The organism is Burkholderia sp. 22313 (assembly GCF_052045245.1).
In the GTDB taxonomy this organism is placed as follows: domain Bacteria; phylum Pseudomonadota; class Gammaproteobacteria; order Burkholderiales; family Burkholderiaceae; genus Burkholderia.
Genome location: NZ_JBQEON010000060.1, coordinates 1 through 21,194, shown reverse-complemented (window position 1 = coordinate 21,194; position 21,194 = coordinate 1). Strand labels below are relative to the sequence as shown.

Annotated in this window: 21 protein-coding genes; 8 read left to right on the top strand and 13 right to left on the bottom strand. The window is 65.2% G+C overall.

The features are described from left to right. On the top strand, positions 1 to 771 hold a 771-nt coding region (locus ACTJKF_RS30765; RefSeq protein ID WP_440624441.1), incomplete at its 5' end, for a 3-hydroxybutyrate dehydrogenase. 152 nt (positions 772 to 923) lie between these two features. Here ACTJKF_RS30765 and ACTJKF_RS30760 read toward each other — a convergent pair. Then, on the bottom strand, positions 924 to 2,123 hold the full coding sequence (locus tag ACTJKF_RS30760; protein ID WP_440628851.1) for an amino acid aminotransferase: 1,200 nt from the start codon (positions 2,121 to 2,123) through the stop codon (positions 924 to 926). Positions 2,124 to 2,372: 249 nt separating this feature from the next. Here ACTJKF_RS30760 and uvrB point away from each other — a divergent pair, with 249 nt between their 5' ends. The 5 genes from uvrB to ACTJKF_RS30735 all read left to right on the top strand — a co-directional run bounded on the left by uvrB (position 2,373) and on the right by ACTJKF_RS30735 (position 7,917). Beyond that, positions 2,373 to 4,463, top strand: coding sequence for an excinuclease ABC subunit UvrB (gene uvrB / locus ACTJKF_RS30755; RefSeq protein WP_440628850.1), 2,091 nt, complete (start codon positions 2,373 to 2,375; stop codon positions 4,461 to 4,463). A gap of 219 nt (positions 4,464 to 4,682) precedes the next feature. Beyond that, the gene (locus ACTJKF_RS30750) at positions 4,683 to 5,234 is read left to right on the top strand and encodes an iron transporter (protein WP_057929472.1); all 552 of its coding nucleotides are present in this window, start codon (positions 4,683 to 4,685) and stop codon (positions 5,232 to 5,234) included. A gap of 55 nt (positions 5,235 to 5,289) precedes the next feature. Further along, a complete protein-coding gene (locus tag ACTJKF_RS30745) occupies positions 5,290 to 5,622 on the top strand; it encodes a cupredoxin domain-containing protein (RefSeq protein ID WP_006760846.1) in 333 nt (110 codons plus the stop codon). Between the two features lie 58 nt (positions 5,623 to 5,680). Then, positions 5,681 to 6,523 (top strand): FTR1 family iron permease, encoded by an 843-nt coding sequence (locus ACTJKF_RS30740; RefSeq protein WP_440628848.1) that lies wholly within the window; start codon positions 5,681 to 5,683, stop codon positions 6,521 to 6,523. Then, positions 6,520 to 7,917: a 4Fe-4S binding protein gene (locus ACTJKF_RS30735; protein WP_440628846.1), complete on the top strand. Its 1,398-nt coding sequence runs from the start codon at positions 6,520 to 6,522 to the stop codon at positions 7,915 to 7,917. The genes ACTJKF_RS30740 and ACTJKF_RS30735 overlap by 4 nt, the downstream gene beginning before the upstream one ends. A gap of 323 nt (positions 7,918 to 8,240) precedes the next feature. On the opposite strand, the gene hemP is transcribed toward ACTJKF_RS30735, so the two are convergent. From hemP to ACTJKF_RS30720, 3 genes are all read right to left on the bottom strand, one after another. Then, the gene (hemP, locus tag ACTJKF_RS30730; protein WP_440628844.1) at positions 8,241 to 8,486 is read right to left on the bottom strand and encodes a hemin uptake protein HemP; all 246 of its coding nucleotides are present in this window, start codon (positions 8,484 to 8,486) and stop codon (positions 8,241 to 8,243) included. Between the two features lie 137 nt (positions 8,487 to 8,623). Further along, on the bottom strand, positions 8,624 to 9,106 hold the full coding sequence (locus tag ACTJKF_RS30725) for an SRPBCC family protein (RefSeq protein ID WP_440628843.1): 483 nt from the start codon (positions 9,104 to 9,106) through the stop codon (positions 8,624 to 8,626). A 99-nt stretch (positions 9,107 to 9,205) separates the two neighbouring features. Further along, positions 9,206 to 10,078 (bottom strand): pirin family protein, encoded by an 873-nt coding sequence (locus ACTJKF_RS30720; protein WP_440628842.1) that lies wholly within the window; start codon positions 10,076 to 10,078, stop codon positions 9,206 to 9,208. Between the two features lie 122 nt (positions 10,079 to 10,200). On the opposite strand from ACTJKF_RS30720, the gene ACTJKF_RS30715 reads away from it, so the two are divergent. Further along, positions 10,201 to 11,178, top strand: a complete 978-nt coding sequence (locus ACTJKF_RS30715) for a LysR family transcriptional regulator (RefSeq protein WP_440628840.1) — start codon at positions 10,201 to 10,203, stop codon at positions 11,176 to 11,178. 386 nt (positions 11,179 to 11,564) lie between these two features. Here ACTJKF_RS30715 and ACTJKF_RS30710 read toward each other — a convergent pair whose 3' ends face one another. From ACTJKF_RS30710 to ACTJKF_RS30670, 9 genes are all read right to left on the bottom strand, one after another. Continuing rightward, positions 11,565 to 11,993, bottom strand: coding sequence for an ExbD/TolR family protein (locus ACTJKF_RS30710; protein ID WP_440628839.1), 429 nt, complete (start codon positions 11,991 to 11,993; stop codon positions 11,565 to 11,567). A gap of 13 nt (positions 11,994 to 12,006) precedes the next feature. Next, a complete protein-coding gene (locus ACTJKF_RS30705) occupies positions 12,007 to 12,738 on the bottom strand; it encodes a MotA/TolQ/ExbB proton channel family protein (RefSeq protein ID WP_440628838.1) in 732 nt (243 codons plus the stop codon). Positions 12,739 to 12,772: 34 nt separating this feature from the next. After that, positions 12,773 to 13,504 (bottom strand): energy transducer TonB, encoded by a 732-nt coding sequence (locus ACTJKF_RS30700; protein WP_440628837.1) that lies wholly within the window; start codon positions 13,502 to 13,504, stop codon positions 12,773 to 12,775. 215 nt (positions 13,505 to 13,719) lie between these two features. Next, on the bottom strand, positions 13,720 to 13,956 hold the full coding sequence (locus ACTJKF_RS30695) for a (2Fe-2S)-binding protein (protein ID WP_440628835.1): 237 nt from the start codon (positions 13,954 to 13,956) through the stop codon (positions 13,720 to 13,722). Positions 13,957 to 14,116: 160 nt separating this feature from the next. Beyond that, on the bottom strand, positions 14,117 to 14,980 hold the full coding sequence (murI, locus tag ACTJKF_RS30690; RefSeq protein ID WP_440628833.1) for a glutamate racemase: 864 nt from the start codon (positions 14,978 to 14,980) through the stop codon (positions 14,117 to 14,119). 28 nt (positions 14,981 to 15,008) lie between these two features. Beyond that, positions 15,009 to 15,485 (bottom strand): bacterioferritin, encoded by a 477-nt coding sequence (gene bfr, locus ACTJKF_RS30685; protein ID WP_121859190.1) that lies wholly within the window; start codon positions 15,483 to 15,485, stop codon positions 15,009 to 15,011. A 193-nt stretch (positions 15,486 to 15,678) separates the two neighbouring features. Then, complete coding sequence (locus ACTJKF_RS30680) at positions 15,679 to 17,202, bottom strand: fumarate hydratase (RefSeq protein ID WP_440628830.1); 1,524 nt, start codon at positions 17,200 to 17,202, stop codon at positions 15,679 to 15,681. A 34-nt stretch (positions 17,203 to 17,236) separates the two neighbouring features. Continuing rightward, on the bottom strand, positions 17,237 to 17,842 hold the full coding sequence (locus tag ACTJKF_RS30675) for a TIGR00645 family protein (RefSeq protein WP_124617830.1): 606 nt from the start codon (positions 17,840 to 17,842) through the stop codon (positions 17,237 to 17,239). Between the two features lie 113 nt (positions 17,843 to 17,955). Then, entirely contained in the window at positions 17,956 to 18,873 is a 918-nt protein-coding gene (locus tag ACTJKF_RS30670) for a DMT family transporter (protein ID WP_440628828.1), read from the bottom strand. A gap of 363 nt (positions 18,874 to 19,236) precedes the next feature. Here ACTJKF_RS30670 and acs point away from each other — a divergent pair. Then, on the top strand, positions 19,237 to 21,194 hold a 1,958-nt coding region (gene acs / locus ACTJKF_RS30665), incomplete at its 3' end, for an acetate--CoA ligase (RefSeq protein ID WP_440628826.1).

Below are 21,194 nucleotides of genomic sequence, written 5' to 3'. Positions count from 1 at the left end.
GGCAAGACCGCAGTCGTCACGGGCGCCGCAAGCGGCATCGGCAAGGAAATCGCGCTGGAGCTCGCGAAAGCGGGCGCGGCCGTCGCGATCGCCGACCTGAACCAGGACGGCGCGAACGCGGTTGCCGACGAGATCAACAAGGCAGGCGGCAAGGCGATCGGCGTCGCGATGGACGTGACCAGCGAGGAAGCGGTCAACAGCGGCATCGACAAGGTGGCCGCCGCATTCGGCTCGATCGACATCCTCGTGTCGAACGCGGGCATCCAGATCGTCAACCCGATCGAGAACTATTCGTTTTCCGACTGGAAGAAGATGCAGGCGATCCACGTCGACGGCGCGTTCCTGACGACGAAGGCCGCGCTCAAGCACATGTACAAGGACGATCGCGGCGGCGTCGTGATCTACATGGGCTCGGTGCACTCGCACGAGGCGTCGCCGCTGAAGTCGGCGTACGTGACGGCCAAGCACGGGCTGCTGGGCCTCGCGCGCGTGCTGGCGAAGGAAGGCGCGAAGCACAACGTGCGCTCGCACGTCGTGTGTCCGGGCTTCGTGCGCACGCCGCTGGTCGACAAGCAGATTCCGGAGCAGGCGAAGGAGCTCGGCATCAGCGAAGAGGACGTGATCAAGAAGGTGATGCTCGGCAACACGGTCGACGGCGTGTTCACGACGGTACAGGACGTCGCGCAGACGGTGCTGTTCCTGTCGGCGTTCCCGAGCGCCGCGCTCACGGGCCAGTCGTTCGTCGTCAGCCACGGCTGGTTCATGCAGTAACCGGCTCGGCCACGGGCGGGCGGGACATACGCTGCTCGAGCGGGGATTTGCCCCGGCCGGTCCGGCAGGACAGCATAAAAAACGCGCTCCGAGGAGCGCGTTCTTGTTTCGGCAGGGCGGGCCGGTGACGGCTGCCGCCCGCTGACACCGACTTACTTCAGGACCGCGGCGACTGCATTCGCAACCGCGTCGAGGTTGCGCGTGTTCAGCGCTGCCACGCAGATCCGGCCCGTGCCGACTGCATAGATGCCGAACTCTTCACGCAGGCGATCGACTTGCGCCGAGGTCAGGCCCGAATACGAGAACATCCCGCGCTGCGCGTTGATGAAGCTGAAGTCGCGATCGACGCCGCTCGCCTTCAGGCGCTCGACGAGACCATTGCGCATCGCGCGGATGCGGTCGCGCATTTCGCCGAGTTCCTGCACCCACGAAGCGTGCAGTTCCGGCGACGCGAGCACGGCCGCGACAACGGCGCCGCCGTGAGTCGGCGGGTTCGAGTAGTTCGTGCGGATCACGCGCTTCAGTTGCGACAGCACGCGCGTGGCTTCTTCCTTGCTCGACGTGATGATCGACAGCGCGCCGACGCGCTCGCCGTACAGCGAGAACGACTTCGAGAACGACGACGACACGAACGCGTTCAGGTCGGCCGCGGCAAACAGACGCACGGCGGCGGCATCGGCCTCGACGTTTTCGCCGAAGCCCTGGTATGCGATGTCGAGGAACGGCACGAGGTTGCGCGCCTTCACGACGTCGACGACCTGCTGCCACTGCGCTTCGGTCAGGTCCACGCCGGTCGGGTTGTGGCAGCACGCGTGCAGCACGACGATCGTGCCTGCCGCATAGCCGTTCAGCGCCGACAGCATGCCTTCGAAGTTCACGCCGTTGGTTGCGGCGTCGTAGTACGGGTAGGCGACGACTTCGAAGCCGGCCGCTTCGAACAGTGCGCGGTGGTTTTCCCAGCTCGGATCGCTGATCGCGACCTTCACGTTCGGGTTCACGGTGCGCAGGAAATCGGCGCCGATCTTCAGTGCGCCCGTGCCGCCCAGTGCTTGCGCCGTGACCACGCGGCCCGCGGCGATCAGCGGCGAATCGTTGCCGAGCAGCAGCTTCTGCACCGCTGCGTCGTACGCGGCGATCCCGTCGATCGGCAGGTAGCCGCGCGGCAGGCCGGCGTCGACACGCGCCTTTTCGGCTTCGCGAACTGCGCGCAGCAGCGGAATCTTGCCTTCTTCGTTCGTGTACACACCGACGCCGAGGTTGACCTTGGTCGGGCGCGCATCGGCGTTGAAGGCTTCGTTCAGGCCCAGGATCGGGTCGCGGGGAGCAAGCTGGACAGCGGAGAAGAGCGACATGATGATTCGGCAGTAGTGAAAAGAGGGTCAGGCTTCCAGCCGGCGGGGCGGGCGCAGCGGATCGCGCGCCATCGGGCACGGCGCCGGGAAGCGCAGCAGCGTGACATTGTAGCGAATTCACGCTGCCGGAGGCGGCGATTGCGCGGCGAATCGCGATTTTGGCCGTCGTCGTGCGTCAGGAGCCGTCAGCGGTTCGCGGCGCAGCGAAGCGCTAGAATAGTTTTTTTGCCCACGCTCCGGCCGCACTCCATGTCCGAACATCACGCCGAAGTCGGCGACGCGCTCGACGAATCGAAATTCGTGACCTTCGAAGGGTCGCCGTTCCAGTTGTACCAGCCGTATCCGCCCGCCGGCGACCAGCCGACCGCGATCGACACGCTCGTCGAAGGTGTCGGCGACGGCCTCGCATTCCAGACGCTGCTCGGCGTGACCGGTTCGGGCAAGACCTTCACGATGGCCAATACGATCGCCCGGCTCGGCCGTCCGGCGATCGTGTTCGCGCCGAACAAGACGCTCGCCGCGCAGCTCTACGCGGAGTTCCGCGAATTCTTCCCGCGCAACGCGGTCGAGTACTTCGTCTCGTACTACGACTATTACCAGCCGGAAGCGTACGTGCCGCAGCGCGACCTGTTCATCGAGAAGGATTCGTCGATCAACGAACACATCGAGCAGATGCGGCTGTCGGCGACGAAGAGCCTGATGGAGCGGCGCGACGTCGTGATCGTCGCGACGGTGTCGGCGATCTACGGTATCGGCAACCCGTCCGAATACCACCAGATGATCCTGACGCTGCGCACCGGCGACAAGCTCGGCCAGCGCGACGTGATCGCGCGGCTGATCGCGATGCAGTACTCGCGCAACGAACAGGACTTCCAGCGCGGCACGTTCCGCGTGCGCGGCGACACGATCGACATCTTCCCGGCCGAGCACGCGGAGATGGCCGTGCGCGTCGAGCTGTTCGACGACGAGGTCGAGACGCTGCAACTGTTCGATCCGCTGACCGGGCGCGTGCGGCAGAAGATTCCGCGCTTCACCGTGTATCCGTCGTCGCACTACGTGACGCCGCGCGACACCGTGATGCGTGCGGTCGAGACGATCAAGGACGAATTGCGCGAGCGCCTCGAGTTCTTTTACGCCGACGGCAAGCTCGTCGAGGCGCAGCGCCTCGAGCAGCGCACGCGGTTCGACCTCGAGATGCTGCAGGAGCTCGGCTTTTGCAAGGGCATCGAGAACTACTCGCGGCATTTCTCGGGCGCCGCGCCCGGCGACCCGCCGCCGACGCTCGTCGACTACCTGCCGCCCGACGCGCTGATGCTGCTCGACGAATCGCACGTGCTGATCGGCCAGCTGAACGGCATGTACAACGGCGACCGCGCACGCAAGGAAAACCTCGTGAACTACGGTTTCCGGCTGCCGTCGGCGCTGGACAACCGGCCGCTCAAGTTCCCGGAATTCGAGCGCAAGATGCGCCAGGTGGTGTTCGTGTCGGCGACACCCGCCGACTACGAGAAGCGCGTGACGGGGCAGGTCGCCGAGCAGGTGGTGCGGCCGACCGGGCTCGTCGATCCGGAAATCGAAGTGCGCCCGGCCAGCTCGCAGGTCGACGACGTGCTGACCGAGATCAACGCGCGCGTGAATGCCGGCGAGCGCGTGCTGATCACCGTGCTGACGAAGCGGATGGCCGAGCAGCTCACCGAGTTCCTGGCCGACCACGGCGTCAAGGTACGCTACCTGCACAGCGACATCGATACGGTCGAGCGGGTCGAGATCATCCGCGACCTGCGGCTCGGCACGTTCGACGTGCTGGTCGGGATCAACCTGCTGCGCGAAGGCCTCGACATTCCGGAGGTGTCGCTCGTCGCGATTCTCGACGCGGACAAGGAAGGCTTCCTGCGCGCCGAGCGCTCGCTGATCCAGACGATCGGCCGCGCGGCGCGTAACGTGAACGGCAAGGCGATCCTGTACGCCGACAACATGACGGACTCGATGAAGCGCGCGATCGGCGAGACCGAGCGGCGCCGCGCAAAGCAGATCGCGCACAACGAGAAGATGGGCATCACGCCGCGCGGCGTCGTGAAGCGCATCAAGGACATCATCGATGGCGTCTATAACGCCGACGATGCGCGCGCCGAGCTGAAGGAAGCGCAGCAACGCGCGAAATTCGAGGACATGTCGGAAAAGCAGCTCGCGAAAGAGATCAAGCGTCTCGAAAAGCAGATGGCCGACTACGCGAAGAACCTCGAGTTCGAAAAGGCTGCGGCCACCCGCGACCAGCTCGCGCTGCTGCGCGAACGCGTGTTCGGCGCGAACGTGGGCGACCACGTCAACGGCGGCCGGTAAATCTTTCCAAACGTCACTGAAATGTTCCGGTAACACCGTTGTAAGCCTTGTTGGATCAGGGGTTTACACGGTGCCTCGTTTGTTCCGAAGCCGTTTCGGTGCTAAACTTCGCAAGTATTGAGAATAGTTCGCATTAGCGTTATTCATCGCGTTAGTGTTTTCGGCGAGCCGTCCCGGAGGGCGGTGCGCAGTGTGTCAGACAAATAACAAGGAGTGTCCATGTTGGGTTCTTCGTTCATCCGCACGTCGGTTGCGGTAGCGGCGGCGCTTGCCGCGATGTCGGCCTCGGCGGCCGAATATCCGATCGGCAAGCAGCAGATCCAGGGCGGCATGGAAATCGGCGCGGTGTACCTGCAGCCGATCACGATGGATCCGGAAGGGATGATGCGCAAGGCGTCGGATTCCGACATCCACCTCGAGGCGGACATCCACGCGGTCAAGAACAACCCGACGGGTTTCGCGGAAGGCGACTGGATGCCGTACCTGCAGGTCACGTACAAGCTGACGAAGCAGGGCGACACGAAGTGGAAGGCGGAAGGCGACCTGATGGGCATGGTCGCGAGCGACGGCCCGCACTACGGCGACAACGTGAAGCTCGCCGGCCCGGGCAAGTATCACCTGACGATGACCGTCAAGCCGCCGATGCAGTCGGGCCACATGGCGTTCGGCCGTCACGTCGACAAGGAAACGGGCGTGGGCGCGTGGTTCAAGCCCATTACCCTCGAGTACGACTTCCCGTTCGCCGGCATCGGCAAGAAGGGCGGGTATTGACCGGTTGCATCACGGACGGCGTGCTTCGGCGCGCCGTCGACGTAGAGAGCCCAGAATGAAATTTCCCCAGAAAATCGTCGCCGCAGCCGCCGCGCTGTGGCTCGCCGGCGCGGCGCATGCCGCCGATCTGCCGACGTTCAAGCTCGAGATGACGGACGGCAAGCTGAATCCCGCCCGCATCGAAGTCCCGGCCGGCCAGCGCTTCAAGATCGAGATCAGGAATACCGGCAAGGGTGCCGCTGAATTCGAGAGCGTGCAGTTGCGCAAGGAGAAGGTGCTTGCGCCGGGCGCCGATTCATTCGTGGTTGTCGCCCCGCTGTCGCCGGGCGAGTACAAGTTTTTCGACGATTTCCACCAGCAGGCGCAGGGCGTGATCGTCGCGAAGTAATGCGTTTTATCTGCGTGCGGGCGCACCACTGCGTTGCCCCGCGCGTCAGGAGGATTCAATGGGTCAGATCTTGTTCATCGTCTGGCGGGAGAGCGTCGAAGCGCTGCTCGTCGTCGGCATCCTCTATGCATGGCTGAAGAACGGTGACGACGACGCGCGCCGCGGCCTGCCGTTTCTGTGGACGGGCGTTGGCGTTGGCCTGCTGATGGCAGTCGGCCTCGGTGCCGCACTCGTCGGCTTTACCGAAGTGCTGTCCGGCGACGCGCAGGACTATTTCCAGACCGCGATGGTGCTGATCGCGTGTGTACTGATCGTGCAGATGGTGCTGTGGATGCGCCGCCACGGCCGCACGCTGAAGCGCGACATGGAGCAGTCGCTGCAGCAGAGTACGCGCGACTCGAACTGGTGGGGCGTCGCGGTGCTGGTCGCGCTCGCGATCGCACGCGAAGGCAGCGAGACCGTGATCTTCCTGTACGGCCTCGGTTTCGGCCAGTCGGGACATGTGGACGGCAGCCAGATGCTCGCGGTCGTGATCGGCCTCGGGCTCGCGTTCCTTACGTTTTATCTGCTGCAGCTCGGCGGCAAGTACTTCTCGTGGCGGCATTTCTTCCGCGTCACCGAAGTGATGCTGCTGTTCCTCGGGGCGGGCCTGTTCCAGACCGGTGTCGACAAGCTCATCGACAAGGAAATCCTGCCGCTCGGTATCTCGCAAGTGTGGGATACGTCCCGGATCCTCGATGATTCCGGCACGTTCGGTTCGCTCGTCGCGACGCTGACCGGCTATCGCGCGCATCCGGCACTGACCAACCTGGTCGCGTATGCGGTGTACTGGGCGGTGGTGTGGCTGCTGATGAAGCGCGCGAGCCGCCGTCCGGCCGTTCCTGCAGGTCGCGCGGCATGAGCGTTGTCGCCGCAACCAAGCCGGGCTGGCTCGCGCAGGCCGGCCAGTGGATGCAGCGCCACGGCGCGGTGATCCGCGGGATCCAGTGGGTCGTCGTCGGCGTCTACGCGTTCCTGATCATCGTGCCGGCGGTGTTGCCGCTGCCGGACGATTCCGCGCATCTGTGGAGCAATCTCACGCTGATCGCGCAGTTCGTGTTCTGGGGCATCTGGTGGCCGTTCGTGCTGCTGTCGATGGTGATGCTCGGCCGCGTCTGGTGCGGGGTGCTGTGCCCGGAGGGCGCACTGACCGAATATGCAAGCAAGTTCGGCCGCGGCGGCGCGATTCCGCGCTGGATGCGGTGGGGCGGCTGGCCGTTCGTCGCGTTCGGGCTCACGACGATCTACGGGCAGATGGTCAGCGTGTACCAGTACCCGCTCGCGGTGCTGTTCGTGCTCGGCGGCTCGACCGTCGGCGCGATCGTGATTGGCTTGCTGTACGGCCGCGAAAAGCGCGTGTGGTGCAAGTACCTGTGCCCGGTCAACGGCGTGTTCGGGCTGCTCTCGCGGCTCGCGCCGATGCGCTACAAGGTCGATGAAGATGCGTGGCGCCGTTCGTACAAGAACGGCGAGCACGGGCACCGCGTGATTCCGATCAATTGCGCGCCGCTCGTGCCGTTGCGCAACATGAAGGGCGCCGCCGCATGTCACATGTGCGGCCGCTGCAGCGGGCACCGCGATGCGATCTCGCTGTCGTGGCGCTCGCCGTCCGACGAAGTCGTGAACCTCGGTGCGCAGCAGGCGAACCCGTGGGATACGGCACTGATCCTGTACGGCCTGCTCGGCGTCGCGATCGGCGCATTCCACTGGACCGTCAGCCCGTGGTTCGTGCAGATCAAGCAATGGCTCGCGGGCTGGCTGATCGACCATGACATCACGTGGCCGCTCGAGACCAACGCACCGTGGTTCCTGCTCACGCACTATCCGGATCGCAACGACGTGTTCTCGTGGCTCGACGGCGGGCTGGTCGTCAGCTACATCGTCGGCACGGGGCTCGTGTATGGCACCGCGCTGCTCGTGCTGCTGGCCGGCGCGACGCTGATGCTCGGCCGTTTCGATCGCGTGCGGCTTCATCATCTCGCGCAGGCGCTGATCCCGATCGCGGGGGCAGGCGTGTTCCTCGGGCTGTCGGCGACGACGCTGTCGCTGCTGCGGGCCGAACATGTGCCGCTCGGCTGGGCGACCGACGTGCGCATCGCGATCCTGGTCGGTGCGAATGCATGGAGCGCCTGGCTTGCATGGAAGGTGACGGGGCGCTATGCGGCGTGGCCGCGCCGGCTGGCAGCCTTCGTGTGGTTCGCGGCCGGCCTCGCCGTTGTCGACAGCGCGTGGTGGTTGATGTTCTGGGGTTTCTGATGCGGTGTTGAATTTGCGCGGCGGCGTTCCGGAGTCGCTGGCGAGGTTGTTTCGTTGCCTCGCTCCGGACCGCGCCGAAGTAACTGCGCAGCTTGCCGCGATGTTTCTTCTTGCCTTGCATCACGGCGCTCAAACAAAAAGCGACACGTCCTTCGACGTGTCGCTTTTTTACTTCCTTGTGCGAGAACCAAAAAAGTGGCTTGGCTTGCTGCAACGGCTGCTTGAGTGTGTTTGCACGAAGGGGTCTAGATCTCGCGTGCAAGCCGTTACGCTGGCTACTGCCCAACACCTCTCAGGAGGTGGTCCCCACAATACTCGGTCGGTTACTTCGTCAGGATCAGCTTGCCGAGCCGCGTGGCACGCAACTGATACGTCTCTCCGTTATGCGCGATGCTGATGTGGCTGTGGCCTTGCAGCAGCGCATCGCTGCTGAGGGTCCGCGTGCCGGCGTTGCAGCTTCCGGCGGGTTTCGCCGGCGTCGTGATCGCTGCCGTCTTCTGACGGTTGCCGCTTGCGGTGCCGGTCGTGCGGCGCAAGCTCAGCGTGGTCGGGCGCGTGGTGTCGGTCATTCGGTTGATCGGTGACTGTCGATACGATGGAATGAATTCTAAATGATAATTATTCCCATTTACAAAAACTCTTTATCGATCGATGTGGCCAATCCGATAGCTTGAGTCAAAGGGCGACCCGCAGGCCGCCGCCGACGTCAGTGGATCGGATCGGGATCCTTGCGCCCCTGCGCGTATTCGCGGATCAGGCGCACCGTATCGATGTCCGACGTGCGATACGCTTCCTTGACGATGCCGTGCGTCTGACGCGCTTCCTCGCTGTCGTCCGTGACGGTCAGCGTCGTCCGGTATTCGAAGCGCAGGAACAGCTCGTGGTCGTCGCGCTCCTCGATCGTCATCGTCAGCGAGCCGCCGATGTCGCCGCCGGCCGCATGGATGTCGTAGCGCACCTGCTGGTTCGGGGTGAACGTCACGCGGTCGCGCACGGTCGCATGGCCGTAATGCAGCTCGCGTTCGAGCGTCGTGTCCGTCCGTTCATGGACGACGCAACTGTCGAGGCCGATCACGAACAGCTGCGGCTGTTCGGCGCGCAGCACGAGGCCTTCCCAGAGTTGATCGCGGGTGAGGGACGGCACGGCCGGATCGTCGGAGTTGATCTGGATCAGATGTTCGAAGTTCAAGGGGACGGGTTCCTTCTGGTGGCGGGCAGCCACGTGGTTCAAGAAGTCATTGTGACGCAAAACGAGCCGTTTCGCGGCACCTGCGCCCCCGAGCGGGCGTTACCCTTCGATGCAACCCATGCGGCCGGTCTGGTAGTCGATGACGGCCTGGCGGATCTCTTCCTCGGTATTCATCACGAATGGGCCGTACCGGACGATCGGCTCGTTGAGCGGCACGCCGCCGATCAGCAGCAGGTCGAGCGGCGTATCGCCGGCTTCGAACGTCACCGTGCCGCCCTCGTCGCCGTAGACGACCATGTGGCGTGCATCGACGGGCTGCCTGTCGGGTCCGTAGCGGCCGGCGCCGTCGAGCGGGTAGGCGAACACGCGATAGCCGGCCGGCACCGGCTGAGTGACCGTTGCGCCCGGTTGCAGCGTGAAATGCTGGTACAGGATCGGCGTGCGCGTCTCGATCGCCGCGCGAACGCCGAACGCAACGCCCGCGATCACGCGAACCTGCGCGCGGCCGTCCGGCGACGTGGCGCGCGGAATGCGGTCGGCCGCAATCTCCTGATAGCGCGGTGCGATCAGCTTGTCGCGGCGCGGCAGGTTGACCCACAGCTGGAAACCGTGCGAGCGACCGCCGGCCTGCGCGAATTCGGGATCCGGCATCTCGCTGTGCACGACGCCCGCGCCGGCCGTCATCCATTGCACGTCGCCGGGCCCGAGCGTGCCGGCATGGCCGGCCGAGTCGCGATGGCGAAAGCGTCCGTCGAGCACGTAGGTGACGGTCTCGAAACCGCGATGCGGATGGTCCGGCGCGCCCATGGCTTCGCCGGGCGCATAGTCGACGGGGCCCATTTCATCGAGCAGCAGGAACGGATCGAAATCCATCAGCAGCCGGGTCGGGAACGGGCGATGAACCACGAAGCCGCCGCCTTCGGTCGCGCGAAGGGCGGGGTACGTGCGGTCAAGCGAGCGAGCGGTCGTCATGCAGAAGCCCTCGAGATCATCGGAATAGCGTCATTTTTGAAACATAGCGCTATTATATTGGGCGTTTGGCCATCCGATTTACGGCGGTTCGCAATGGATTGTTCTGAAATTGGAACGATGACATGAATATCGATGCACATAACCTGAACGACCTCATGTACTTCTCGCAGGTCGTCGAGCACGGCGGTTTCTCGGCGGCGGAACGCGTGCTGGGTATCTCGAAATCACGCCTGTCGCGACGCCTGACCGAACTCGAGGCGGCACTCGGCGTGCGCCTGCTGCAGCGTTCGACGCGCAAGCTCGCGCTGACCGAGGCGGGGGAGTTGTTCTACCAGCATTGCCAGGCGATGCTCTCCGAAGCCCAGGCCGCGATGAATGCGGTGCAGCAACTGCGTTCATCGCCGCGAGGTTCGGTGCGCGTGAGCGTCCCCGTCACGCTGTCGCAGACGATGCTGTCGCGCCTCCTCCCCGAATTCCTGCACCGCTATCCCGAGGTCAAGGTGCACATCCGTGTGACGAATCGCGTGATCGACCTGTTCGAGGATTCAATCGACGTCGCGTTGCGCGTGCGCTCGGAGCCGCCGCAGAACGCGAACATCGTCGTGCGGCCGTTGTGGCGGACCGAGCAGATGCTGGTCGGCGCGCCGAGCCTGTTGAACCAGAATGCGCCGCCGCTCGTGCCGGACGATCTGGCGCACTTCGAGACGCTCGATACGCCGAGCGTCGACGGGCGGCACGTGTTCAACCTGATTGCGCCGGACGGCACGCGGCACCTGCACGAGCACGATCCGCGGCTGGTGACGGCCGACTTGATGACAATCCGAGAGGCCGTGCTCGACGGCCTCGGGATCGCGGCGTTGCCCGAGATGATGTACGGCAATGCGTTGCGCGCGGGGCAACTGTCTCCCGTGATGCCGGGCTGGACGCTGCCGGTGCCGCAACTCTATGCGGTGTTCGTGTCGCGGCAGGGGATGCCGCCCGCGGTGCGTGCGTTCGTCGACTATCTGGTCGAGAAACTCGACCACGGCGATTACAAGCAGCCGGGCTGCCCGGAGCGCGAGAAGAAGGAAGCGGCAGCGGCCGATGCTTCGTCCACCTGAATGCAAGATGCGCGTCGTGGCAAATTTGTTTTGTCATTGAAGCGCCGCCTGCAATCGCAAGTTTCAATCGCCCGGGCCTTGAATGCGTACGCGCGCGCGCCTATATTGAAATCCCATTTCGCGAAGGAAGTTCTGAGCGGAATCAGGTGGCCGCATATATTGCGAGCCAGATAGGGCAGAACGCGCAGTCCGTGCAGACCACGGTAGCCGCATTTGCGTTGCTCGAGGCGCAACCGATACCGCCGAAGAGCCCGCCGCCCGAAGGCGCCCGCGTGCGCATGAAAAAAGGCCTTCATCTGGCGATGAAGGCCTTTTACTTTGTGTGGCCGGCCAGGTGCGGCCAGCGAGGTGCCGCCGGCCAGGGCTGCCCGCAGAACGCGTCTGCGTTACTTCGCCTTCGCAGTCGGCTCCGTCACGAAGCCGAGCTTCGTCAGGCCGCCGGCCTGCGCATCGGACATCACTTCGGCCACGCGCTCATAGGCAACCTTGCGATCGGCGCGCAGGTGCAACTCCGGTTGCGGCTGATGCTGTGCCGCTTCCGCAATGTGCGCCTGCAACTGCGCGCGCGTGATCGCCTGGTCGTTCCACAGGATCGTGCCGTTGCCCTGGATCGCGACGTCGACCGTCTGCGGCTTCTCGTCGACGGGCTGGCTGCTTGCGTGTGGCAGGTCGATCTTCACCGCATGCTGCATCGCCGGGATCGTCACGAGGAAAATGATCAGGAGTACGAGCATGACGTCGACGAGTGGCGTCATGTTGATCTCGCTCATCACGCCATCGTCGTCGTCATCGCTGAAACCGGTGTTCATCGCCATGGTTCACCCCGTCTCAGCTGGCGCGCGTCGCGAGACGCAGGCCGTCGCGAGTCGACGACGACGCGAGGCGCGCGCCCGTCACGAAGTAAGCATGCAAGCCATGCGCGAAGCGGCGCAGCTTGCTGACGACACCCTTGTTCGCGCGGGTCAGTGCGTTGTAGCCGAGCACCGCGGGAATCGCGACGAACAGGCCGAACGCCGTCATGATCAGCGATTCGCCGACCGGGCCCGCGACCTGGTCGATCGACGTCTGGCCGGTTGCGCCGATCACGAGCAGTGCGTGGTAGATGCCCCAGACCGTGCCGAACAGGCCGACGAACGGCGCCGTGCTGCCGATCGACGCGAGAATCGCGAGGCCGGCCTGCATGCGCGAGATGCCTTCGTCCATCGTGTCCTTCAGGCAGCGCGTGACCCAGTCCGACACGTCCATGCGATCGTGCAGGTGCGGTTGCGTCTGATGGTGGTGATCGGCAGCCTCCTTGCCCGACAGCGCGAGCGCGAGGAACGGGTTGTCGCTCGGCGTCGATGCGGCGAGCCCCAGCTTCTTGATGCCGTCGTCGAAATCGTCGGAATGCCAGAACGCCTGCTCGGCATTCTTCGTGAGACGGTTCAGGCGAATCACGTTCCAGCCCTTGACGATGATCACGATCCACGACAGGACCGACATCACGAGCAGCGTGATCGCGATGGCGCGTGTGACGAAATCACCTTGCGCCCAGACGTGCGCGATACCGTAGCTTTGCATTTTTATTTCCTTTGAATCTTCCGAATGAGGCGGGTTAATCGTCGAGCGTAAAGTTGAAGGGCAGCGTGTGGGCGGCGCGGATCGCTTGCCCGTTCTCGACATACGGCGGGCAGGTGCTGGCGCGCGTGGCGTCGAGCGCTGCCTCGTCGAGACGCGGGTAACCGCTGCTCTTCTGCAACTCGACACTTTCAATCTTGCCCGTCACGCCGATGACGAAGTGAACATAGGCCGTGCCCGTTTCGCCGCGGCGGCGCGACATCGACGGATACGTGGGCTTCACGAAACTGCACTTGAGCGCCGAGACGTTCTTCGGCGCGCTGACTTGCATCGTCTCCCGAGCCGGGCCGGGTGTTGCCGCCGGTGCAGCGGCAACTGGGGCGGGCGGGGTGGGCGCGGGTGTGGGGTCGGCTGCCGCCGCGGCCGTCGGCGATGGCGATTGCGCGACGGGCAGCGGTGTCGGCTTCGCGGCTTTCTGCACCGGCTTCGGCTCGACCTTCGGCTTCACGCGCGGTGCGGGCTTCGGCGGTGCGGGTTGCGCAACCGATTCGACCGCGACCGGCTGAGCGGCCGGCGCCGGCGGGATGAGCTGCGCGGTGATCGACTGAACCTCGACCGCTTTCGGCGGCGGCGCGTTGCGATGGAGCCATGCGGCCGTCAGCATGATCGCGTGTGCGGCGAGCACACCGACCGCGACGGCGATGACACGGGGATTCATACGGGGAGCAGCCGGCAAGACGCCGGCAGGAGCGGATTGCGAAGCCTGCATGTTAGCTTGAAAGAACGACGTCGCACCCGGGGCGCGGCGGGTGGGTCGGTATTACTTGCGGAAGATCAGCAGCGAGATGCACACGGTGGTCACAAATCCGATCAGCAATTCCATGACAGGCTCCTTGGCAGGTTAGCCGTTGGCTCGCGCGGACGGTGGCTTGCTGACGGTCAGACATTGAACGCGGCCGGGGCCGCATGCGCGCCGGGCGCCGCTCAGGCGGCCTTGCGGTCGTAGAACGCGACCGGGATCGGGTGAGCGTGGCGCTCGACGCCGCACTGGCTCGCACAGACGCCTTGCTCGGCCATGAGCTCGCGCACGGACTCCTCGCACTTGCCGCAGCACGTGGCGACGCCAAGCTCGAACTGGAGTTCATCGAAAGAGTTCACGCCCTCGGCGAGGGACGCGCGGATCTTGCGATCGGAAACAGACTTGCACACGCAGACGATCATGATGAGTTGCGATAGCTAACGTTAATGCGAATTATTATCATTAATTTTGCGGGCGTTGACAAGCCTGGATCCGGCTTTTTTAAGGTCGTCGGACCCTTGAAACGGCAGGCGCGGCACAGCCGCGGCGGGAGAGGGCGTGCCGGCGGTGTACCGGCCCGCGTCAGACGGACGCGCAGGCGCGCGCGTTCGGCGAGGAAATGGTGACGGATTCGACCGGTGCGTCGAGGCCGAGCAGCGTCGATGCGAGCACGCGCAATTGCCGGCCGTCGCTCGTCGAGCAAAAGCGCGGCGGTGCGGCATGCGTGCCGGCCGGTGCGCGCAAGCCGCGTTCATCGAGCACCCGCGCCAGCTGGCGGGCGATCGCATCGCTCGTGTCGACGATCGTCAGGCGGTCGCCAACAAGGTCACGAATCGTTTCGGTGAAGAACGGGTAATGCGTGCAGCCGAGCACCAGCGTATCGGCGCCGTCGTCGAGCATCGGCTGCAGGTAGCTGTCGAGCAACGCGCGCAAGGCGGGCGAATTCGTGTCGCCACGTTCGATGGCTTCGACGAGCCCGTGGCCGGGCTGGCAGATGAAGCGGCGGCCGGCGCCGTAGCGATCGAGCAGCGCCTGGAAGCGCGGGCTGTTCAGTGTCGATTGCGTGGCGAGGACGCCCGCGACGCCGCTCGCGGACAGCGCGGCGGCCGGTTTGATCCCCGGCTCGACACCGACCAGCGGCATCGACAGGCGTTCGCGGATGGCCGCGATCGCCCGCGCCGTTGCGGTGTTGCACGCGATGACGAGCGCTTTCGCGCCCTCGCGAGCCAGCCACTCGCCGATGGCCAGCGTGCGTTCCGTAATGAATGCCTCGTCGCGCGGGCCATACGGCGCATGGTGTGAATCGGCGACGTAGACGAACGACTCGTCGGGCAGGTGCGCGCGCGCGGCGCGCAGCACCGACAGGCCGCCGAGCCCCGAGTCGAAGATGCCGACGGGGGCGGCGGGGCGGGCCCCGGACGCGGCGGGCTGGATCGTCATCGTCATGCGGACGGCGAGGCGGCGATGGCTGCGATTACTCGGGCGAACCCATCATCGTCTGCTGGTAGTTCTGCAGGCCGACCTTGCCGATCAGGTCGATCTGCGTTTCCAGCCAGTCGATGTGCTCTTCGGTGTCGTCGAGGATCTTTTCGAAGATCTCGCGCGACACGTAGTCACGCACCGATTCGCAGTAGGCGATCGCTTCCTTGCAGGTGGACTGCGAGATCTGCTCGAGCTTCAGGTCGCACTTCAGGATTTCTTCGGTTTCCTCGCCGACGAGCAGCTTGTGCAGGTCCTGCAGGTTCGGCAGGCCGTCGAGCATGAACACGCGCTCGATCAGCCAGTCGGCGTGCTTCATTTCGCCGATCGATTCGTCGTATTCGTGCTTGCCGAGCTTGTCGAGGCCCCAGTGCTTGTACATGCGTGCATGCAGGAAGTACTGGTTGATCGCCGTGAGTTCGTTCTTCAGTTGGGCGTTCAGGAATTCGATGACTTTCTTGTCGCCTTGCATGGCTGTTCCTTGTTCAGTGGGCCTTCAGAAACCGAACGATAATCGCTCGAACCAGAAAAGCCAAGCCTCGAAGCCTTGTCGGGCCTGCCTTTTGCCGGTAATGAGAAGCAGCCTCGGATTGCGGGCCGCACGCTATCACGAGAATGAGAAGTAAAAAGGCCGGACTGTCATCCGGCCTTTCGTGTGCATGCGCTTAAGCGGTTGCAACCGGGATCTTGCCGATCTTCGCTTGCCATTCCTTCGGACCCGTCTGGTGCACCGACGTGCCCGACGAATCGACGGCCACCGTCACCGGCATGTCCTGGACGTCGAACTCGTAGATCGCTTCCATGCCGAGGTCTTCGAATGCGAGCACCTTCGCACCGCGGATCGCCTTCGACACGAGGTAGGCCGCACCGCCGACCGCCATCAGGTAGGCCGCCTTGTGCTTCTTGATCGCGTCGATCGCGACCGGCCCGCGCTCGGCCTTGCCGACCATCGAGATCAGACCCGTCTGAGCGAGCATCGTCTCGGTGAACTTGTCCATCCGCGTGGCCGTCGTCGGGCCTGCCGGGCCGACGACTTCGTCGCGCACCGGGTCGACCGGGCCGACGTAGTAGATCACGCGGTTCGTGAAGTCGACCGGCAGCTTCTCGCCCTTCGCGAGCATGTCGGCGATGCGCTTGTGCGCGGCGTCGCGGCCCGTGAGCATCTTGCCCGACAGCAGCAGGGTCTGGCCCGGCGCCCAGCTCGCGACTTCTTCCGGCGTCAGCGTGTTCAGGTCGACGCGCTTGCTGGTTTCCGTGTTCGGTTCCCACTGGACCTTCGGCCAGGCGTCGAGCGACGGCGCTTCAAGCTTGGCCGGGCCCGAACCGTCGAGCACGAAGTGGGCATGGCGGGTCGCCGCGCAGTTCGGGATCAGCGCGACCGGCTTCGATGCGGCGTGCGTCGGCGCAGCCATGATCTTCACGTCGAGCACGGTCGCGAGGCCGCCGAGGCCCTGCGCGCCGATGCCGAGCGCGTTGACCTTCTCGTGCAGTTCCACGCGCAGTTCCTCGACCCAGTCCCGCGGGCCGCGCGCGATGATTTCCTGGATGTCGATCGGCTCCATCAGCGATTCCTTCGCCATCAGCATCGCCTTTTCAGCGGTGCCGCCGATGCCGATCCCGAGCATGCCCGGCGGGCACCAGCCCGCACCCATCGTCGGGACCGTCTTCAGCACCCAGTCGACGATCGAGTCGGACGGGTTCAGCATCACGAACTTCGACTTGTTCTCCGAGCCGCCGCCCTTCGCCGCCACCTGCACGTCGACCTTGTCGCCCGGCACGATCTCGTAGTGGATCACGGCCGGCGTGTTGTCCTTCGTGTTCTTGCGGGCACCTTCCGGCGGATTGACGATCGACGCGCGCAGCACGTTGTCCGGGTGCGTGTAGCCGCGGCGCACGCCTTCGTTGATCATGTCGGTGAGGCCCATCGTCGCGCCGTCCCAGCGCACGTCCATGCCGACCTTCACGAAGATCGTGACGATGCCGGTGTCCTGGCAGATCGGGCGGCGGCCTTCCGCGCACATGCGGCTGTTCGTGAGGATCTGCGCGATCGCGTCCTTTGCGGCCGGGCTCTCCTCCAGCTCGTACGCGCGGCCGAGGGCCTGGATGTAGTCGAGCGGGTGGTAGTAGCTGATGTATTGCAGCGAATCCGCGATGCTCTGGATCAGGTCTTCCTGTTTGATGACGGTCATGGCTGAGACTCTGTGGGGACTGTGGGGAATGCGTTTATGCGTTGACGGCGGCCTTCGCCGGCTTGCGGGACTCGTTCGCCGCGGGCGCGTGCGTCTCGTGGAAATGGGCCGGGTGCGTGTGGGTCGTCAGGCGGTCGACCCACGCCATCACGAGCGCCGACACGAGGAACGACACGTGGATGATCACCTGCCACATGATCGCGTGCGTCGTGTGCTGGTCCGGGTTGATGAAGGTTTTCAGCAGGTGAATCGACGAAATGCTGATCAGCGCCATCGACAGCTTGACCTTCAGCACGCCCGCGTTCACGTGGTCGAGCCACTCGGGCTCGTCGGGATGGCCCTCGATGCCGAGGCGCGACACGAACGTTTCGTAGCCGCCGACGATCACCATGATCAGCAGGTTCGAGATCATCACCACGTCGATCAGGCCGAGCACCGCGAGCATCACGCTGACTTCGTCCAGGCCGGTCGCGTGCGACAGCAGGTGCCAGACTTCCTTCAGGAACAGGAACACATAGACGGCCTGCGCGACGATCAGGCCCAGATAAAGCGGAACCTGGAGCCAGCGGCTCATGAAGATCAGTGCGGGCAGGGGGCGTAGCGGACGACGGGTGGAGCCGGGCGAATGCGGGGCAGACATGATGGAGGGTCGGGCGCTGTGTGCAGGTATCGGGGGTAATCTTGAAAAGGCGCGCTATTGTAACGCGTCGGCCGGCGCGGCTGCAGCGACGCGCCGGTGCGACCGGGGACGGATCAGGACGCGGCGGCCGGCACGCGTTTCGCGCGCAGGCTCGCGAGCACGATGCCCGTGACCACGCACGCCAGCGCGATGCCGTGCGCGAGCGTCGGGCGCTCGCCGAGGAAGGCGATGCCGTACGCGGCTGCCGCGACCGGCAGCACCGCGCTGAACACGCCGGCGAGGCTGCCCGGCACGTGGCGGATGCCCTTCATCCACAACCAGAACGAGAAGATGCTGGCCGACAGCCCGTACCAGACGACGAGCGCCCACGTGCCGGCCGGCACGCTCGCGTAATCGAAATGCCACAGCGCGGTCGCGCCGAGCGGCAGCATCAGGCACAGGCCGAACAGGTGCGTGTATGCGCAGATGTCGATCGGCGCGAGCGTCTGCGTGAGCCGGCGCGACAGGATCACGTAGATCGATTCGCAGCACACCGCACCGAGAATCAGCAGGTTGCCGGTCAGCGAGCCGGCCGACGTGTCGCCCGCGCCGTGCGCGGATGCGCTGCCTGCGCCGCCGTTCGCGAGATTGATCGTCACGACGCCGGCGATCGCGAGCGCGATCGACACGAGCGCACGGCCGTTCGGTTTTTCGCGCAGGATCAGCCACGCGAACAGCGCGACGATCGCCGGGATCGTGCTGGTGATCACGCCGGCCGCGACCGCGCTCGTGCGCTGCACGCCGTTGAGCATCAGCAGCGTAAACATGAAGGTGCCGAAGAACGCCTGCAGGAACAGGTTCAGCCATTCCGCGCGCCGGACCGCGCGCATCTTCACCGGGCTGAACAGCGGCCAGAGCACGGCGATCGCGATCACGAAGCGCAGCGTGGCGAGGATGGCGACCGGGACGAAGACGACGATGGATTTACCGATACCGACGTTGCTGCCGACGAACAGCATCGACAGGATGAGGAAGAAGGCGTAGCGATTCAAGCTGGAGTCCGGGGGGCGAGTTCAGTTAGGATTGTAGAGTCGCGTTTGTAACAGCGTAAAGCTGGCTGTAAAGCGGCTGGCTGTAAAGCGGCTGGCTTAAAGCAAGCGCTGACCGTAATGCGCCGCCCGTCAGGCGGTGCGGCGTACGAAACGGCGAGGTCGCGTAAGTGACGGGTAAGTTCGAGCGCTTATCGTGGAAACCGCCGGGCCGTGCGTCCACCGTGACGTGGTGCGGCGCAGCATCGCGCGCAGCCTTCGGGCCGTGCGCGGGTGGTGGGAGACAGCGGCGCGCATGCGCCGGCCAAGACACGCGGTGCGCACGATCGCGCCGCCAGAGGATTCATGTTCACCAAGGGGTAGTCGATGTCTGCGATTGAATCGGTTCTTCACGAAACCCGTCAGTTTGCGCCGCCCGCGGCGCTCGAGAAGGCGGCGACCATTTCCGGCATGCCGGCCTACCGTGCGCTCGCCGCCGAAGCCGAGCGCGATTACGAAGGCTTCTGGGCGCGTCTCGCCCGCGAAGGCCTCAGCTGGCACAAGCCGTTCACGAAGGTGCTCGACGAGCGCGACGCACCGTTCTACAAGTGGTTTGACGACGGCGAACTCAACGCGTCGTACAACTGCCTCGATCGTCACGTCGAAGCCGGCAACGGCCAGCGCGTCGCGGTGATCTTCGAGGCCGACGACGGCACCGTCACGCGCGTCACCTACGCCGATCTGCTCGCCCGCGTATCGCGCTTCGCCAATGCGCTGAAGAAGCGCGGAATCGCCAAGGGCGACCGCGTCGTCATCTACATGCCGATGTCGATCGAGGGCATCGTCGCGATGCAGGCCTGCGCGCGCATCGGCGCCACGCACTCGGTCGTGTTCGGCGGCTTCTCCGCCAAATCGCTGAACGAGCGGCTCGTCGACGTCGGCGCCGTTGCGCTCATCACCGCCGACGAGCAGGCGCGCGGCGGCAAGACGCTGCCGCTCAAGAGCATCGCCGACGAAGCGATCGCGATGGGCGGCTGCGAAGCGGTCAAGAGCGTGATCGTCTATCGCCGCACCGGCGGCAAGATCGACTGGCATGCCGGACGCGACCTGTGGATGCACGAACTCGCGGACGGCGAGTCCGACACGTGTGCGCCGGAATGGGTCGGCGCCGAGCATCCGCTGTTCATCCTGTATACGTCGGGCTCGACCGGCAAGCCGAAGGGCGTGCAGCACAGCACCGGCGGCTACCTGCTGTGGGCCGCGCAGACGATGAAGTGGACGTTCGACTGGAAACCCGACGACGTGTTCTGGTGCACGGCCGACATCGGCTGGGTGACCGGGCACACGTACATCACGTACGGCCCGCTCGCGTGCGGCGGCACGCAGGTCGTGTTCGAAGGCGTGCCGACTTATCCGGACGCCGGCCGCTTCTGGAAGATGATCGGCGACCACAAGGTCACGGTGTTCTACACCGCGCCGACCGCGATCCGTTCGCTCATCAAGGCCGCGGAAGCCGACGACAAGGTCCACCCGAAGAGCTATGACCTGTCGAGCCTGCGCATCATCGGCACGGTCGGCGAGCCGATCAATCCGGAAGCGTGGATGTGGTATCACAAGCATGTCGGCCAGGAACGCTGCCCGATCGTCGACACGTGGTGGCAGACCGAAACCGGCGGCCACATGATCACGCCTCTGCCGGGCGCGACGCCGACGGTGCCGGGTTCGTGCACGCTGCCGCTGCCGGGCATCATGGCCGCGGTGGTCGACGAAACGGGCCAGGACGTACCGAACGGGCAAGGCGGGATTCTCGTCGTCAAGCGCCCGTGGCCGGCGATGATCCGCACGATCTGGGGCGACCCGGAGCGTTTCAAGAAGAGTTACTACCCGGAAGAACTCGGCGGCCGGCTGTACCTCGCCGGCGACGGCACGGTGCGCGACAAGGACACCGGGTACTTCACGATCATGGGCCGCATCGACGACGTGCTGAACGTGTCGGGCCACCGGCTCGGCACGATGGAGATCGAGTCGGCGCTGGTGTCGCACGAACTGGTTGCGGAAGCGGCGGTGGTCGGCCGTCCGGACGACACGACGGGCGAGGCGGTGGTCGCGTTCGTGGTGCTGAAGCGCTCGCGCCCGGAAGGCGAGGAAGCGGCGGCGCTCGCGAAGACGCTGCGCGACTGGGTCGGCAAGCAGATCGGCCCGATCGCGAAGCCGAAGGACATCCGTTTCGGCGACAACCTGCCGAAGACGCGCTCGGGCAAGATCATGCGGCGCCTGCTGCGCTCGCTCGCGAAGGGCGAGGCGATCACGCAGGACACGTCCACGCTCGAGAACCCGGCCATCCT